This is a genomic window from Pseudomonas sp. HMSC065H01 (assembly GCF_001815235.1).
In the GTDB taxonomy this organism is placed as follows: Bacteria; Pseudomonadota; Gammaproteobacteria; order Pseudomonadales; family Pseudomonadaceae; genus Pseudomonas; species Pseudomonas aeruginosa.
Genome location: NZ_KV819908.1, coordinates 126,049 through 142,033, shown reverse-complemented (window position 1 = coordinate 142,033; position 15,985 = coordinate 126,049). Strand labels below are relative to the sequence as shown.

The 15,985-nt window shown below is 64.5% G+C and carries 15 protein-coding genes; 9 read left to right on the top strand and 6 right to left on the bottom strand.

Going from position 1 to position 15,985, the window contains the following annotated elements:
* Positions 1-6: 6 nt before the first annotated feature.
* Complete coding sequence (gene algW / locus HMPREF3014_RS23175; RefSeq protein ID WP_003134756.1) at positions 7-1,176, bottom strand: Do family serine endopeptidase AlgW; 1,170 nt, start codon at positions 1,174-1,176, stop codon at positions 7-9.
* Between the two features lie 116 nt (positions 1,177-1,292).
* Between algW and HMPREF3014_RS23170 the strand changes: the two genes are divergently transcribed.
* Entirely contained in the window at positions 1,293-2,051 is a 759-nt protein-coding gene (locus HMPREF3014_RS23170; protein ID WP_003094318.1) for a Nif3-like dinuclear metal center hexameric protein, read from the top strand.
* Here the strand turns inward: HMPREF3014_RS23170 and mltB are convergent.
* Entirely contained in the window at positions 2,038-3,141 is a 1,104-nt protein-coding gene (gene mltB, locus HMPREF3014_RS23165; RefSeq protein ID WP_003094315.1) for a lytic murein transglycosylase B, read from the bottom strand. The two genes, HMPREF3014_RS23170 and mltB, sit on opposite strands and share 14 nt — an antisense overlap.
* 344 nt (positions 3,142-3,485) lie before the next feature.
* Here mltB and cysD point away from each other — a divergent pair, with 344 nt between their 5' ends.
* Positions 3,486-4,403, top strand: a complete 918-nt coding sequence (cysD, locus tag HMPREF3014_RS23160; RefSeq protein ID WP_003094311.1) for a sulfate adenylyltransferase subunit CysD — start codon at positions 3,486-3,488, stop codon at positions 4,401-4,403.
* Between the two features lie 11 nt (positions 4,404-4,414).
* Positions 4,415-6,316 (top strand): sulfate adenylyltransferase subunit CysN, encoded by a 1,902-nt coding sequence (gene cysN, locus HMPREF3014_RS23155; RefSeq protein WP_003120909.1) that lies wholly within the window; start codon positions 4,415-4,417, stop codon positions 6,314-6,316.
* Between the two features lie 73 nt (positions 6,317-6,389).
* Here cysN and HMPREF3014_RS23150 read toward each other — a convergent pair whose 3' ends face one another.
* Positions 6,390-6,836 (bottom strand): Z-ring associated ZapG family protein, encoded by a 447-nt coding sequence (locus HMPREF3014_RS23150; protein WP_003094304.1) that lies wholly within the window; start codon positions 6,834-6,836, stop codon positions 6,390-6,392.
* A gap of 144 nt (positions 6,837-6,980) precedes the next feature.
* Here HMPREF3014_RS23150 and HMPREF3014_RS23145 point away from each other — a divergent pair, with 144 nt between their 5' ends.
* From HMPREF3014_RS23145 to zapE, 3 genes are all read left to right on the top strand, one after another.
* Entirely contained in the window at positions 6,981-7,610 is a 630-nt protein-coding gene (locus HMPREF3014_RS23145) for an alpha/beta hydrolase (RefSeq protein ID WP_003094302.1), read from the top strand.
* Positions 7,611-7,677: 67 nt separating this feature from the next.
* Positions 7,678-9,024 (top strand): tryptophan--tRNA ligase, encoded by a 1,347-nt coding sequence (locus HMPREF3014_RS23140; protein WP_003098821.1) that lies wholly within the window; start codon positions 7,678-7,680, stop codon positions 9,022-9,024.
* 94 nt (positions 9,025-9,118) lie between these two features.
* The gene (zapE, locus tag HMPREF3014_RS23135; protein WP_003094297.1) at positions 9,119-10,213 is read left to right on the top strand and encodes a cell division protein ZapE; all 1,095 of its coding nucleotides are present in this window, start codon (positions 9,119-9,121) and stop codon (positions 10,211-10,213) included.
* A gap of 64 nt (positions 10,214-10,277) precedes the next feature.
* Here the strand turns inward: zapE and HMPREF3014_RS23130 are convergent, their stop codons facing one another.
* Together HMPREF3014_RS23130 and HMPREF3014_RS23125 are read right to left on the bottom strand one after the other, a co-directional pair.
* Complete coding sequence (locus tag HMPREF3014_RS23130) at positions 10,278-11,240, bottom strand: hypothetical protein (RefSeq protein ID WP_019726799.1); 963 nt, start codon at positions 11,238-11,240, stop codon at positions 10,278-10,280.
* A 158-nt stretch (positions 11,241-11,398) separates the two neighbouring features.
* A complete protein-coding gene (locus HMPREF3014_RS23125; RefSeq protein WP_003120906.1) occupies positions 11,399-12,298 on the bottom strand; it encodes a GlxA family transcriptional regulator in 900 nt (299 codons plus the stop codon).
* 253 nt (positions 12,299-12,551) lie between these two features.
* On the opposite strand from HMPREF3014_RS23125, the gene HMPREF3014_RS23120 reads away from it, so the two are divergent.
* Positions 12,552-13,697: an acyl-CoA dehydrogenase family protein gene (locus HMPREF3014_RS23120; protein ID WP_003120905.1), complete on the top strand. Its 1,146-nt coding sequence runs from the start codon at positions 12,552-12,554 to the stop codon at positions 13,695-13,697.
* Positions 13,698-13,781: 84 nt separating this feature from the next.
* On the opposite strand, the gene HMPREF3014_RS23115 is transcribed toward HMPREF3014_RS23120, so the two are convergent.
* Positions 13,782-14,819: an NADP(H)-dependent aldo-keto reductase gene (locus HMPREF3014_RS23115; protein ID WP_003455499.1), complete on the bottom strand. Its 1,038-nt coding sequence runs from the start codon at positions 14,817-14,819 to the stop codon at positions 13,782-13,784.
* A gap of 245 nt (positions 14,820-15,064) precedes the next feature.
* Between HMPREF3014_RS23115 and rplM the strand changes: the two genes are divergently transcribed.
* Complete coding sequence (gene rplM / locus HMPREF3014_RS23110) at positions 15,065-15,493, top strand: 50S ribosomal protein L13 (RefSeq protein WP_023087800.1); 429 nt, start codon at positions 15,065-15,067, stop codon at positions 15,491-15,493.
* Positions 15,494-15,507: 14 nt separating this feature from the next.
* Positions 15,508-15,900, top strand: a complete 393-nt coding sequence (rpsI, locus tag HMPREF3014_RS23105) for a 30S ribosomal protein S9 (protein ID WP_003098810.1) — start codon at positions 15,508-15,510, stop codon at positions 15,898-15,900.
* Positions 15,901-15,985 lie beyond the last annotated feature (85 nt).

Sequence of the window (15,985 nt, the reverse complement as noted above, 5' to 3'; positions counted from 1 at the left end):
CGGGGATCACTCGCCGCCGTCCTGTTTCTGCTGTGGAGCCGGTGCCGGCGGCGGACGCAGGCCGACCTCGGCGGTCAGGTTGACCTTCTGTCCGTTGCGCAGCACCACGATGCTGATCTTCTGTCCCGGACGGGTGCGCGCCACCTGGTTCATCGAGCGGCGGCCGTCGCTGGCTTCCTGCTTGTCGATGGTCAGGATCACGTCGCCCGGCAGCAGGCCGCCGCGCGCCGCCGGGCCGTCGCGATAGACGCCGGCGACGACGATCCCGGCGGTTTCGCCGAGGCCCAGCGACTCCGCCAGTTCCGGGGTCAGCGCCTTGACCTCGACGCCGAGCCAGCCGCGGATCACCTGCCCGTGCTCGATGATCGACTGCATGACCTCCAGGGCCAGCTTGGTCGGGATGGCGAAGCCGATACCCTGGGAGCCGCCGGACTTGGAGAAGATCGCCGTGTTGATGCCGATCAGGTTGCCGGCAGCGTCCACCAGCGCGCCGCCGGAGTTACCGGGGTTGATCGCCGCGTCGGTCTGGATGAAGTCTTCGTAGGTGTTCAGGCCGAGCTGGTTGCGTCCGGTGGCGCTGATGATGCCCATGGTCACGGTCTGGCCGACGCCGAACGGGTTGCCGATGGCGAGGCAGACGTCGCCGGTGCGAATGCCGTCGGAGCGGCCGAGGGTCATCGCCGGCAGGTTCTTAAGGTCGATCTTCAGCACGGCCAGGTCGGTTTCCGGGTCGCTGCCGACCAACTGGGCGATGGTTTCGCGGCCGTCGCGCAAGGCCACGATGATCTGGTCGGCGCCAGCGGTCACGTGGTTGTTGGTCAGCAGGTAGCCTTCCGCGCTCATGATCACTGCCGAGCCGAGGCTCGATTCCATGCGCTTCTGTTGCGGCAGGTTGTCGCCGAAGAAGCGGCGGAACATCGGGTCGTCGAACAATGGGTGGGAGGGCTTGCTGACCATCTTGGTGGTGTACAGGTTGGCCACTGCCGGAGCCGCCCGGCTCACCGCATTGGCATAGGACACCGGGCCTTCCTGCAGACGGCTGAGCAGAGGCGCCTGCTCGACGTGCACCTCCTGGCGTGGCAGGCCGACCAGCTCGGGGTTGCGCTGGATGATCAGCAGGGCCAGCAGCACGCCGACCAGCACGGGCCAGCCGAGGAAACGCAGGGCCTTGGGCATCGGGACAATCCTTGGGGTTGCGAGGCCGAAAAGCGGCCGATAAGGTGGCGCCCATTATAGGGGGAAGCCGTCCATTAGAGGAGCGGCGCGCCCTGCCTGAATGAAGAGGAATTTGCATGGCTATCGCCCTGAGCACCCTGGTCGAAGAGGCCGACCGTTATCTGGATGCCGCGCGCATCCAGGACTACTGCCCGAACGGCCTGCAGGTCGAGGGCCGGCCGCAGGTGCGGCGGATCGTCAGCGGGGTCACTGCCAGCCAGGCGCTGCTGGATGCCGCCGTGGAGGCCGACGCCGACGTGGTGCTGGTGCATCACGGCTACTTCTGGAAGGGTGAGAATCCCTGCGTGGTCGGCATGAAGCAACGGCGCCTGAAGACCCTGCTGAACAACGATATCAGTCTGCTCGCTTACCACCTGCCGCTGGATCTGCATCCGGAGGTGGGCAACAACGTGCAGCTCGCCCGGCAGCTCGGCTTCGAAGTGGAAGGGCCGTTGGAGCCGGGCAACCCGCGTTCCATCGTCCTCCTCGGTTCGCTTGCCGAGCCGATGCAGCCTGCCGATTTCGCTCGGCATGTGCGCGATGCGCTGGGGCGCGAGCCGCTGCTGGTCGACGCCGGCCAGCCGATCCGACGCATCGCCTGGTGCACCGGCGGCGCCCAGGGTTATATCGACCAGGCGATCGCCGCCGGCGTCGATGCCTACCTGACCGGCGAGGTTTCCGAGCAGACCGTGCACAGCGCGCGGGAGAACGGCATCAGCTTCATCGCCGCCGGACACCACGCCACCGAGCGCTACGGGGTGCAGGCGCTGGGCGACTACCTGGGCAAGCGCTTCGCCATCGAGCACCTGTTCATCGACTGTCCTAATCCTGCCTGACGACGGAGCGGTGACGCACCCGGTCGACCTCCTTGCCCAGTTCCCAGACAGCCATCGCGTAGTGGGTGCTGTGGTTGTAGCGGGTGATCACGTAGAAGTTCGGCAAGCCGTACCAGTACTGGTAGTTCCTGCCCATGTCCAGGCGCAGCAGGCTGGCTTGCCGGTGGCCGCCGAGCGGACCCTGCGGGCGTAGTCCGGCGGAAGCGAGCACGTCCAGCGGGTACAGCGTCTTGAAGCCATCCTCCAGCGAGGGCGCCCGGCCGCTGGCGGGAACCGCCACGCGATCGCCGTTGACCCAGCCGTGCTGCTTGAAATAGTTGGCGACGCTGCCGATCGCGTCACGCGGATTCCACAGGTCGATATGCCCATCGCCGTCGAAGTCCACTGCGTACTTGGTGAATGAAGACGGCATGAACTGGCCGTAGCCCATGGCGCCGGCATAGGAACCGCGCAGGGCCAGCGGGTCGGTGCCTTCCTTGCGCGCCTGGAGGAGGAATTGTTCCAGCTCGCCGCTGAAGAACTCCGCGCGGCGAGGGTAGGAGAAGGACAGGGTGGACAGCGCATCGATGATCCGCGTCTTGCCCATCACCCGCCCCCAGCGGGTTTCCACGCCGATGATGCCGACGATGATCTCCGGCGGCACGCCGTAGACGCGCGATGCCCGTTGCAGGTCGGTTTCGTATTGGTCCCAGAACAGCACGCCGTTCTGTACGTTGCCTGGCGTGACGAACTTCTTCCGGTAGCGCAGCCAGGCGCCGTTCGGTCCGCTGGGTGGGGTATAGGTCGGGGCTTGCCGGTCCATCAGGCGGATCACCCAGTCCAGGCGCTGGGTCTGGGCGAACAGGTCGTGCAGTTGCTGGCGGTTGAAGCCGTGCTGGCTGACCATCCTGTCGATGAAGCGCTGTGCCGCCGGATTGTTCGCGTAATCGCCGCGCAGCGGCAGTATCGGTTGCACCGACTGGCGTACGGGGCGGGGTGAAATGACGGTGCGGGCCTGGGGTTTGGCGGCGGGTTTCGGTGGTGGCGTCGGTTCGCTGCTGCATGCTGAGACCAGAAGGAACAGGGGCAGGGCGAGGGCGGTACGGCGCATCTGGGGTCTTCTTGGCGGAATGACGATGCCCGCTATGCTAGCGCAGTGCCGCTGGCGTACAAGTCGAGCCGCCGAAAGGGGGGCGGACTGTCTGCTCGCTGTCGCGGCGACGGCTTTGTCCGGTCCGGGACGATGCCGTCTCAGCTTTGTCCGCCCGGTCTGCGAAACGCCCCTGGAAAACCTCTCGACGCCAGTGTTTTCGCCGGCTGCGAGGCTGAGCGCTGATGGCTATATGGGTATATTTTTTCGGTATAAATGGCGAATCTTTTAGAGCCTTGCGCTGTGATAGAGTGCGCGTTCGTCTACGGCCCGACGGCCGTCCATAAGCAATTCCGTGAGTAGCCATGGTCGACAAACTGACGCACCTGAAACAGCTGGAGGCGGAAAGCATCCACATCATCCGCGAGGTGGCCGCCGAGTTCGATAACCCGGTGATGCTGTACTCGATCGGCAAGGATTCCGCGGTCATGCTGCACCTGGCCCGCAAGGCCTTCTTCCCCGGCAAGCTGCCCTTCCCGGTGATGCACGTGGACACCCGCTGGAAATTCCAGGAGATGTACAGGTTCCGTGATCGGATGGTCGAGGAAATGGGCCTGGACCTGATCACCCACGTCAACCCGGACGGCGTCGCCCAGGGCATCAACCCGTTCACCCACGGCAGCGCCAAGCACACCGACGTGATGAAGACCGAGGGACTCAAGCAGGCCCTGGACAAGTACGGTTTCGACGCTGCCTTCGGCGGCGCGCGCCGCGACGAGGAGAAGTCGCGGGCCAAGGAACGGGTCTATTCGTTCCGCGACAGCAAGCACCGCTGGGACCCGAAGAACCAGCGTCCCGAGTTGTGGAACATCTACAACGGCAAGGTGAAGAAGGGCGAGTCGATCCGCGTCTTCCCGCTGTCCAACTGGACCGAGCTGGACATCTGGCAATACATCTACCTGGAAGGCATTCCGATCGTCCCGCTGTACTTCGCCGCCGAGCGCGAGGTTATCGAGAAGAACGGCACGCTGATCATGATCGACGACGAGCGCATCCTCGAGCATCTCTCTGACGAAGAGAAAGCCCGCATCGAGAAGCGCATGGTGCGCTTCCGTACCCTCGGCTGCTACCCGCTCACCGGCGCGGTCGAGTCCAGCGCCACCACGCTGCCGGAAATCATCCAGGAAATGCTCCTGACGCGTACTTCCGAACGCCAGGGTCGGGTCATCGACCATGACCAGGCCGGTTCGATGGAAGAAAAGAAACGTCAGGGCTATTTCTGAGGATACGCAGCATGTCTCATCAATCCGATCTGATCAGCGAGGACATCCTCGCCTACCTGGGGCAGCACGAACGCAAGGAACTGCTGCGCTTCCTTACCTGCGGCAACGTCGATGACGGCAAGAGCACCTTGATCGGGCGCCTGCTGCACGACTCCAAGATGATCTACGAGGATCACCTGGAGGCCATCACCCGCGACTCGAAGAAAGTCGGCACCACGGGCGACGACGTCGACCTGGCGCTGCTGGTCGATGGCCTGCAGGCCGAGCGCGAGCAGGGCATCACTATCGATGTGGCGTACCGCTACTTCAGCACCGCCAAGCGCAAGTTCATCATCGCCGACACGCCCGGCCATGAGCAGTACACCCGCAACATGGCTACCGGTGCCTCGACCTGCGACCTGGCGATCATCCTGATCGATGCCCGCTACGGTGTGCAGACCCAGACCCGCCGGCACAGTTTCATCGCGTCCCTGCTGGGTATCCGGCATATCGTGGTCGCCATCAACAAGATGGACCTGAAGGGCTTCGACCAGGGTGTCTTCGAACAGATCAAGGCCGACTACCTGGCCTTTGCCGAGAAGATCGGTCTGAAGACCAGTTCGCTGCACTTCGTGCCGATGTCGGCGCTCAAGGGCGACAACGTGGTCAACAAGTCCGAGCGTTCGCCCTGGTACGCCGGCCAGTCGCTGATGGAAATCCTCGAAACCGTCGAGATCGCCGCCGACCGCAACCTCGATGACATGCGCTTCCCGGTGCAGTACGTGAACCGGCCGAACCTGAACTTCCGCGGTTTCGCCGGCACCCTGGCCAGCGGCGTGGTGCGCAAGGGCGACGAAGTGGTGGCATTGCCGTCGGGCAAGGGCAGCAAGGTGAAATCCATCGTCACCTTCGAGGGCGAACTGGAGCAGGCCGGTCCCGGCCAGGCCGTCACCCTGACCCTGGAAGACGAGATCGACGTTTCCCGCGGCGACATGCTGGTGCATGCCGACAATCGCCCGCTGGTCACCGACGGCTTCGATGCCATGCTGGTGTGGATGGCCGAGGAGCCGATGCTTCCGGGCAAGAAGTACGATATCAAGCGCGCTACCAGCTATGTGCCGGGTTCGATTCCGAGCATCGTCCACAAGGTGGACGTGAATACCCTGGAGCGGACCCCGGGCAGCGAGCTGAAGCTGAACGAGATCGCCAGGGTCAAGGTCAGCCTGGACGCGCCCATCGCGCTCGATGGCTATGAGCAGAACCGCACCACCGGCGCCTTCATCGTCATCGATCGCCTGACCAACGGCACCGTTGGCGCCGGCATGATCATCTCCGCTCCGTCGGCGGCCCATGGCAGCAGCGCTCATCACGGTTCGAATGCCCATGTGACGCGCGAGGAGCGTGCCGGCCGCTTCGGCCAGCAGCCGGCGACCGTACTGTTCAGCGGCCTCTCCGGCGCCGGCAAGAGCACCCTGGCCTACGCCGTGGAGCGCAAGCTGTTCGATATGGGCCGCGCGGTCTACGTGCTGGACGGGCAGAACCTGCGCCACGACCTGAACAAGGGGTTGCCGCAGGACCGCGCCGGACGCACCGAGAACTGGCTGCGCACCGCCCATGTCGCCAAGCAGTTCAACGAGGCCGGGTTGATCAGCCTCTGCGCCTTCGTCGCGCCGAGCGCGGAAGGGCGCGAGCAGGCCAGGGCGCTGATCGGCGCCGAGCGCCTGATCACCGTCTATGTGCAGGCGTCGCCGCAGGTTTGCCGCGAACGCGATCCACAGGGGCTGTATGCGGCGGGCGAGGACAATATCCCCGGCGAGTCCTTCCCCTACGACGTGCCGCTGGATGCCGACCTGGTGATCGATACCCAGGCGCTGAGCGTCGAGGACGGCGTGAAGCAGGTGCTCGACCTGTTGCGCGAGCGCCAGGCGATCTGATCGTCTCGCAGCCATGAAAAAGCCCCGCGGATGCGGGGCTTTTTCATGGGCGTCGGCAGGTTCGCGCAGCGCGTCAGTACTTGCCTTTCAGGCCGTAGGTGGCGTCGAGGGTGCCGGGGCTGTCCGGGCTTTTCGGCGCATAGTCCTTCGGCACTTCGCCGGAGGCCGGCGGAGTCAGGCGCTCGCGGCGCTCGGCCGGATAGGCCTCGTCGGCATGCAGCGCAGCCAGCAGGCGCTGGCGGGTCTGTTCGTCCAGGGCCAGGCGCTGGGCGCCGTCGGAGAGGTGCTCCTGCACGTCCTGGTAGCTCTGGGTCAGCTTCTTCACGAGGCTGGCGGTGGTGTTGAAATGGGTCACGACTTCGCGCTGATAGCTGTCGAAGCGGTCCTGCAGGTCGTCCATCTGGCGTTGCACCTTGTTCGGCGCGGCGTTGGGCAGCAGGCGGGCGATCAGAAAACCGATGGCGACCCCGGCGACCAGGGCGAGGGCCGGCAGCAGCCAGGCGGTGAGCGACTGTTCCACGCGAATCCTTCCTCTATAGACGGCTTTGCTTTACGTTAACGGCTTGAGTCCGAGCTGTATACCACGGCACGCGAGTAAGTGCCTGTGTCGCTTGGAGTAATCTGCTAGACGAGTCGACCCGAGCCGGGGTCACGGAGTTCCTGTTTGTCTACCCGCGAAATCCCTGTATCCATCGATGGCCCCTGCGGGCCGCTGGAAGCCCTGCACCTCGATCTGCCCGATGCCCGCGGCATCGCCCTGGTCTGCCATCCGCACCCGCTGTTCGCCGGCACCATGCAGAACAAGGTGGTCGCCACTCTGCAACGCAGCGCCCGCGATGCCGGCCTGGCGACCCTGCGTTTCAACTTCCGTGGCGTTGGCCAGAGCGCTGGCAGCTATGGCGAGGGGATCGGCGAGATCGACGACGCCGAGGCCGCCGCGCGCTGGTTGCTGGCACGCCATCCGGGGTTGCCGCTGACACTGATGGGCTTTTCCTTCGGCTCCTGCGTCGCCGGCAATCTGGCGGGTCGCCTGGAAGCGGAGGGCGTCGGGCTGGCGCGGCTGTTCATGATCGCGCCGCCGGTGGAACGCTTCGCGGTCAGCCTGCCTGCGCGTTGCCCGCTGACCGTGGTGCAGCCGGAGGACGACGACGTGGTCACGCCGGCCGCGGTATATGCCTGGAGCGAGTCCCTGGCACGACCGCACGAGCTGTTGCGGGTGGCAGAAAGCGGACATTTCTTCCATGGCAAGCTGATCGATCTGAAGGACCTGTTGCTGCCACGCCTGCAGGACTGACGTCGTCGCGCCGGCCCTGCTACCATCCGGCGCGCCATTCTTTTCTTTGCCTGACATCTGGTATCGCATGACTACTCGTATCCTGACCGGCATCACTCCTACCGGCACTCCGCACCTGGGCAACTACGCCGGCGCCATCCGCCCGGCGATCCTCGCCAGCCGTCGGAGCGACGTGGATTCGTTCTACTTCCTGGCGGACTACCACGCCTTGATCAAGTGCGACGATCCCGCTCGTATCCAGCGCTCGCGCCTGGAAATCGCCGCGACCTGGCTGGCCGGCGGCCTGGACGTCGAGCGTGCGACCTTCTACCGGCAGTCGGACATCCCCGAGATTCCCGAGCTGACCTGGTTGCTCACCTGCGTCAGTGCCAAGGGCCTGCTCAACCGCGCGCATGCCTACAAGGCCGCGGTGGACCGCAATGTCGAGGCCGGCGAAGACCCGGACGCCGGCGTGACCATGGGCCTCTACAGCTATCCGGTGCTGATGGCCGCGGACATCCTGATGTTCAACGCGCACAAGATCCCGGTCGGCCGCGACCAGGTGCAGCACGTGGAGATGGCCCGCGATATCGGCCAGCGTTTCAACCACCTGTTCGGCAACGGCCGCGAGTTCTTCGTCCTGCCCGAAGCGGTGATCGAGGAAAACGTCGCCACCCTGCCGGGCCTGGATGGGCGCAAGATGTCCAAGAGCTACGACAACACCATCCCGCTGTTCAGCCCTTCCAGGCAGCTCAAGGACGCCATCGCACGCATCGTCACCGACTCGCGCGCGCCGGGCGAGCCGAAGGACCCGGACAGTTCGCACCTGTTCCTTCTTTACTCGGCCTTCGCCAGCGCCGAACAGGTCGCCGCGTTCCGCCAGGAGCTGCTCGACGGCCTGGCCTGGGGCGAAGCCAAGCAGCGCCTGTTCCAGTTGCTCGACAACGAACTGGGCGAGGCTCGCGAGCGTTACCAGGCGCTGATCGCCAAGCCGGACGATATCGAGGACATTCTCCTCGCCGGTGCCGCCAAGGCGCGCCGCATCGCCACCCCATTCATCGCCGAGTTGCGCGAGGCAGTCGGCCTGCGCTCCCTGCGCGAGCCGCTGAAAAGTGCCGAGAGCGGCAAGAAGAAGGCCGCCAAGGCTGCGCGCCTGGTCAGCTTCCGCGACGACGACGGCAGCTTCCGCTTCCGCCTGCTGGACGCCGCCGGCGAACAGCTACTGCTGTCCCGCGCCTTCGCCGACGGCAAGGCCGCCGGTGCGGTGAGCAAGCGCCTGCTGGCTGGCGAGACTGCCGACCTGCGGGCCGAGGGCAATGCCTTTGGCCTGTGGCTGGATGGCGAGGCGGTGGCGCAGAGCCCGGCCTTCGCCGACGCCGCCGCCCGTGACGCCGCCATCGAGCGCACCCGCGAAGCGCTGGCACCACAGGAGTAGGCAGCCCCGGTACATCCTCGACGGATGGCCGATTGCCAAGAGACGGGGTCGTCGCTAAAGTGACGGCCCCGTTTTCGTTGCATTGCTACCGATCATGACGCCCCTTGAGCGCTACCAGGCCGATCTCCAACGCCCCGATTTCTTCCACGATGCCGCACAGGCCAATGCCGTGAAGCATCTGCAACGCCTCTACGATGACCTGGTCGCCGCCGACCACGCCAAGCCCGGCCTGTTCGGCAAGCTGCTCGGCAGGAAGTCCGGCGGGCCGGTGAAGGGCCTGTATTTCTGGGGCGGCGTCGGCCGTGGCAAGACCTACCTGGTGGACACTTTCTTCGAGTCGCTGCCGTTCGAGCAGAAGGTGCGCACGCACTTCCACCGCTTCATGAAGCGGGTGCACGAAGAACTGAAGACCCTCAAGGGCGAGAAGAACCCGCTGACCATCATCGGCAAGCGCTTCGCCGACGAGGCGCGGGTGATCTGTTTCGACGAGTTCTTCGTCTCCGACATCACCGACGCGATGATCCTCGCCACCCTGCTGGAAGAGCTGTTCAAGAACGGCGTGAGCCTGGTGGCGACCTCCAACATCGTGCCGGACGGCCTGTACAAGGACGGCCTGCAACGCGCCCGTTTCCTGCCGGCGATCGCCCTGCTCAAGGAGCATACCGAGATCGTCAACGTCGATAGCGGCGTCGACTATCGCCTGCGCGCGCTGGAGCAGGCCGAGCTGTTCCACTGGCCGCTCAGTGAACAGGTCGAGGAGGAGATGGCGCGCAGCTTCAAGGCCCTGACCCCGGACTGTGCCAAGGCCCAGCGCGACGAGGCGCTGATGATCGAGAACCGCGAGATCCGCGCGCGCCTGACCTGCGACGACGTGGCCTGGTTCGAATTCCGCGAGCTGTGCGACGGCCCGCGCAGCCAGAACGACTACATCGAGCTGGCGAAGATTTTCCACGCCGTGCTGATCTCCAACGTCGAGCAGATGGGCGTCACCAAGGACGACATGGCGCGGCGTTTCATCAACCTGGTGGATGAGTTCTACGACCGCAGCGTCAAGCTGATCATCTCCGCCGAGGTCGAGCTAAAGGATCTCTACAGCGGCGGCCGGCTGGAGTTCGAATTCCAGCGCACCCTCAGTCGTCTGCTGGAAATGCAGTCCCACGAATACCTGACGCGTCCGCACCGGCCCTGATCCGGGGCGGAAACGAGAAAGGGGTTGCCGATGGCAACCCCTTTTTTCATGGACGCGCGGCGTTTCAGCGTTGCGCGGTGTTCTGCTCGAAGCCGGCGAGGAGCTTCTTCGCATGGGCCACTTCGAGGGCTTCCATGGCGTTGATCGGCTTGATCGCCACGGCCTGCTTCAGTTGGGCGATGGCCTTCTCCCGCTCGTCGTCGCCGTATACGTAGGTCAGCGCGTTGGCGTACTCGTAGTGGCCGATCGGCAGGTCGTTGGCCTGGCGGAAGGAGCGGGCGAAGTACTGTTCCATCTTGTCGGCGCTGACCCCGTAGGTCATCTTGCCGACCAGCTTGCCGACCTTGCGGATCACTCCCGCCTCGTAGCCGCCGTAGAGCGCCAGGGCGAACGGCTGGTTGGGTTGCCTGGCCAGGAGGGCGTCCAGTTCCTTGGGGATTTCGCTGGTATAGCCGCGCTTGAGCACTACCGGTACCGATAGCTCCTCGGCCAGGCGCGCCTTGGCGTAGACGCTGCCGAACTGGGCGACGATATCGGCCTTGACCAGCGGGCCGGCCTGATTGGTGTAGTCGATGACCTCTTCGAGCAGGCGCTGTTTCTCCGCCTGGCCGGGAGCCAGGAACATGGCGTAGAGCACCTGGGCGAACATCGCCGGTACCTGGCCGCCGACTCCCAGGGCCAGTCCCTGCTCCTTGGCCTTGGCGTAGTCGCCGCGGAACAGAAGGCGCCAGACATCCTGCAGGCGCGCCGCATATTGTGCGGCCTCTTCCGGCTTGCCGGTGAAGCCGGTGCCGGCCTTCACGGTCTTTTCCAGGGCATCCGGATGGGCGGTCGCCATGTTCACCACCCAGTCGGCGTCCGGATAGGGATAGTCGCCGAAGCCGCGGGTCAGGCGCGGCCAGGCTTCCTTCAACTTGTCGCCTGGATAGTCATAGGCGCTCTGGTCGTAGGGGAAGGCTTTCCAGTTGTCGGCGGCCATAGCATTCATACCGAAGAGGGCCAGGAAGGCGAGCAGATAAAGGCGCATGGCAAAGGTCCGTTCTTGTCGTTGTTCGGAACGCCCGCGTCTGCGGCGGGCCTGCGGATTCATGAGAACCCGCGAAGGCCGACCTGGCTACCTATCCTAGGTTCTGTAGGGAAAGCGCCGGCGCCGATGCCGTTCGGGCAGGCCCGGCGATGTCCGGCTCAGCTTTCCTTCTGCATGAACTGGCGACGGTAATGGTGGGGAGAGAGTTCGGTGTGCTGGCGGAACAGGCGGGCGAAGAAGCTGGCGTCGTCGTAGCCGACCTCGTAGCTGATCGTCTTGATGCTCTTGCGCGTGCTCGAGAGCATGCCCTTGGCGGTCTCGATCCGCAGTCGCTGCAGGTAGTGCAGCGGCTTGTCGCCGGTAGCGGCCTGGAAGCGCCGCATGAAGTTGCGGATGCTCATGCCGTGGTCGCGGGCGACGTCCTCGAAACGGAACTTGTCGGCGAAGTGGTCTTCCAGCCATTGCTGGATCTGCAGGATCGTCGGGTCATGGTGCAGCTTCTGTCCGCCGAAGCCGATACGCCCTGGGGTGTAGCTGCGCTGTACTTCGTAGAGGGTATCCCGGGCCACCGCCTGGGCCACCGATCCGCCGCAGAAACGCTCGATCAGATAGATGTAGAGGTCGCAGGCGGAGGTGACGCCGCTGGCACAGAACAGGTCGTCGGCATCGGTCAGGTGCTTCTCCTGGTTGAGCAGCACGTTCGGGAAGCGTTCGGCGAATTCCCGATAGAAGCGCCAGTAGGTGGTCGCTTCCTTGCCATCCAGCAGGCCTGCCTGGGCCAGCCAGAAAACCCCGGTCGCCTCGCCGCAGAGGGCGGTTCCCTCGGCATGGCTGCGGCGCAACCAGGGAACGATTTGCGGATAGCGCCGTTCGAGCGCGTCGAAGTCGCCCCAGAAGGCGGGCAGGACCACGATATCGCAGGCGGCGAGGGGACCGTCGACGGCGATGCTGTCGCCGCTGAAGCTGCGTACCGGCTGGCCGTCGGGGCTGAGGATGCGGGTGCGGAAGGCCGGCTGGAGACCGAGGCCCTGCTGCTTGCCGTGGCGCAGGCTGGCCATGTGGAAGAAGTCCTTGGCCTGCATCAGGGTCGAGGCGAAGACGCCGTCGATGGCGACGATGCCGACATGTTTCAGCACCGGAGCGGATTGAGCGCGCATGGATTTTTATCGTTGTTGTGAGTAAGGGAAAGCGGTCAAAAGGCGGCTGGATCGTCTTATTTTTTGGCGCAACTGTCCAGTGCGTCGGTCGGGGCATTTCCCTACAGTCGAAGACCTGCCGCGTGCAGCCAACCCGATCCCAGACCGTTTCCAGGTGACCACGATGATACCGAGAACCCTGTTCAGCTCCGACCACGAACTGTTTCGCGACAGCGTGCGCAAGTTCCTCGAACAGGAAGCCGTGCCTTTCCATCACCAATGGGAAAAGGATGGGCATGTCGACCGCGCGCTCTGGAACAAGGCCGGCGAGGCCGGAATGCTCTGTTCGCACCTGCCGGAAGAGTATGGCGGGATGGGCGCGGACTTCCTCTACAGCGCCGTGGTCATCGAAGAGATCGGTCGGGCCGGCCTGACCGGGATCGGTTTCTCCCTGCATTCGGACATCGCTGCACCCTACATCCTCCACTACGGCAGCGAGGCGCTGAAGCGCAAGTACCTGCCGAAGCTGGTATCCGGCGAGATGGTCGCGGCCATCGCCATGACCGAGCCGGGGGCCGGTTCCGACCTGCAAGGGGTGAAGACCACTGCGGTACTGGATGGCGACGAGTACGTCATCAATGGCTCGAAGACCTTCATCACCAACGGCTTCCTCGCCGACCTGGTGATCGTGGTGGCGAAGACCGATCCGAAGGCTGGCGCCAAGGGCATAAGCCTGTTCGTGGTCGAGGCGGGTACGCCGGGCTTCAGCAAGGGCAAGCGCCTGGAGAAGGTCGGGATGAAGGCCCAGGACACCTCCGAGCTGTTCTTCCAGGATGTGCGGATTCCCCGGGAGAACCTGCTCGGCAAGGACGGCCAGGGATTCATCTACCTGATGCAGGAGCTGCCGCAGGAGCGCCTGACCGTCGGTATCGGCGCGCTGGCGTCGGCCGAGGCGGCCCTGCAATGGACGCTCGACTACACTCGCGAGCGCAAGGCGTTCGGCAAGTCGGTGGCGGACTTCCAGAATACCCGCTTCAAGCTTGCCGAGATGGCTACCGAGATCCAGGTCGGCCGGGTCTTCGTCGATCGCTGTATGGAGCAGCATCTCCAGGGCAAGCTGGACGTACCCACCGCCGCCATGTGCAAGTACTGGACGACGGACCTGCAATGCAAGGTGCTCGACGAATGCGTGCAGTTGCACGGCGGCTACGGCTTCATGTGGGAATATCCGGTGGCGCGGGCCTGGGCCGATGCCCGGGTGCAGCGGATCTACGCCGGTACCAACGAGATCATGAAGGAGATCATCGCGCGGGCCCTGTGAGGCGCGCCTGGTCACCGGGAGGGGCGGACGACCGCATCGCGCGGTTGTCCGCCGAACCCGCGGCAGCGCCAGGCCCCTGGAGCCTCAGGGAGCCGGGTTCGGTTGCTCCCGGTGGATCGCATCGATACCGGCGAGCACCTCCTCGTCCAGCCTCAGGTCGATGCTGCCGAGATTGGTTTCCAGCTGTTCCAGCGAGGTGGCGCCGATGATGTTGCTGGTCACGAACGGCCGCGAGGTGACGTAGGCCAGTGCCATCTGCGCCGGTTCCATTCCATGTTCGCGGGCCAGCGCTACGTAGCGCGCGCAGGCCGCTTCCGCCTGCGGGTTGGTGTAGCGGGTGAAGCGGCTGTACAGACTGATGCGCGCGTTGGCCGGGCGGGCGCCGTCCGCGTACTTGCCGGAAAGCATGCCGAAGGCCATCGGCGAGTAGGCCAGCAGGCCGCACTGCTCGCGGATGGCGATTTCCGCCAGGCCCACCTCGAAGCTGCGGTTGAGCAGGTTGTAGGGGTTCTGGATCGATACCGCGCGCGGCCAGCCGCGCTCCTCGGCGAGCCTGAGGAAGGTCATGGTGCCCCAGGGCGTCTCGTTGGACAGGCCGATGTGGCGGATCTTGCCGGCGCGCACCTGCTCGTCGAGCACTTCCAGGGTTTCCTCCAGCGGTGTGAAGCTCTCTTCCTGGTGCTGGTAGCCGAGCTGGCCGAAGAAGTTGGTCCGTCGCTCCGGCCAGTGCAACTGGTAGAGGTCCAGCCAGTCTGTCTGCAGGCGCTCCAGGCTGGCATCGAGGGCGGCGACGATGTGCTGGCGGTTGAACTTGAGGTTGCCGTCGCGCACATGGCTGATGCCGTTGCCGGGGCCGGCGATCTTGCTGGCGAGGATCCAGTCGGCGCGGTCGCTGCTGCGGCGGAACCAGTTGCCGATGATGCGCTCGGTGCTGGCGTAGGTCTCGGCGCGGGGCGGCACCGGATACATTTCGGCGGTATCCATGAAATTGATCCCGGCGGCCTTGGCCCTGGCGATCTGGGCGAAGGCGTCCTGCTCGCTGTTCTGCTCGCCCCAGGTCATGGTGCCGAGGCAGAGGGCGCTGACTTTCAGATCGGTGCGGCCGAGCGGGCGATACTCCATGCGGGTGTCCTCGTGAAATTAAGTGGTTAATGCGGTTGTAAATTCTGGCGAAATCTGCATAATTCCGCAGCCTTTCATCGGTGGGGGATGCCAAGCCTGCCGATCGATGTATCTAGTCGTTACGGACGCACACCGACCCGAGCCCCAATTCGTGTCTGTTTTCGGCTGTCCTTGACTTGTCAAGGCAACCACTGTCCAGTAAGATTCGCCGTCTTATTTTCAGGCGGCCCCTGAGGCTATAACGAATGAAAACCTATACCGCGAAACCGGAAACTGTACAGCGCGACTGGTTCGTCGTCGACGCTGCCGGCCAGACCCTGGGTCGTCTGGCGACCGAAATTGCCCGCCGCCTGCGTGGCAAGCACAAGCCTGAGTACACTCCGCACGTTGACACCGGCGACTACATCGTCGTCATCAACGCCGAGCAGGTGCGTGTGACCGGTGCCAAGGCCACCGACAAGATGTACTACCACCACTCCGGCTTCCCGGGCGGCATCAAGTCGATCAACTTCGAGAAGCTGATCGCCAAGGCCCCTGAGCGCGTCATCGAGACCGCTGTGAAAGGCATGCTGCCGAAGAACCCTCTGGGTCGCGATATGTATCGCAAGCTGAAGGTGTACAAGGGTGCCAGCCACCCGCACACCGCTCAGCAGCCCCAAGAACTGAAGATTTAACGGGATAGCTCATTATGTCGGCGACTCAAAATTACGGCACTGGCCGTCGTAAGACCGCTACCGCTCGCGTCTTCCTGCGTCCGGGTACTGGCAAGATTTCCATCAACAACCGTGGTCTCGATCAGTTCTTCGGTCGTGAAACCGCTCGCATGGTCGTGCGTCAGCCGCTCGAGCTGACCGAGACCGTCGAGAAGTTCGACATCTTCGTTACCGTCGTTGGCGGTGGCGTAAGCGGTCAGGCCGGTGCGATCCGTCACGGCATCACCCGTGCCCTGATCGAGTACGACGAAACCCTGCGTAGCTCGCTGCGCAAGGCCGGCTACGTGACTCGCGATGCCCGTGAAGTCGAGCGTAAGAAAGTCGGTCTGCGTAAAGCGCGTAAGCGTCCGCAGTACTCCAAGCGTTAATTCGACGCTTGCTGAAAAACGCCCACCTCTTCGGAGCTGGGCGTTTTTTTATGTCTACGCTTTAACTCTGCGGCAAGGTGTCGCA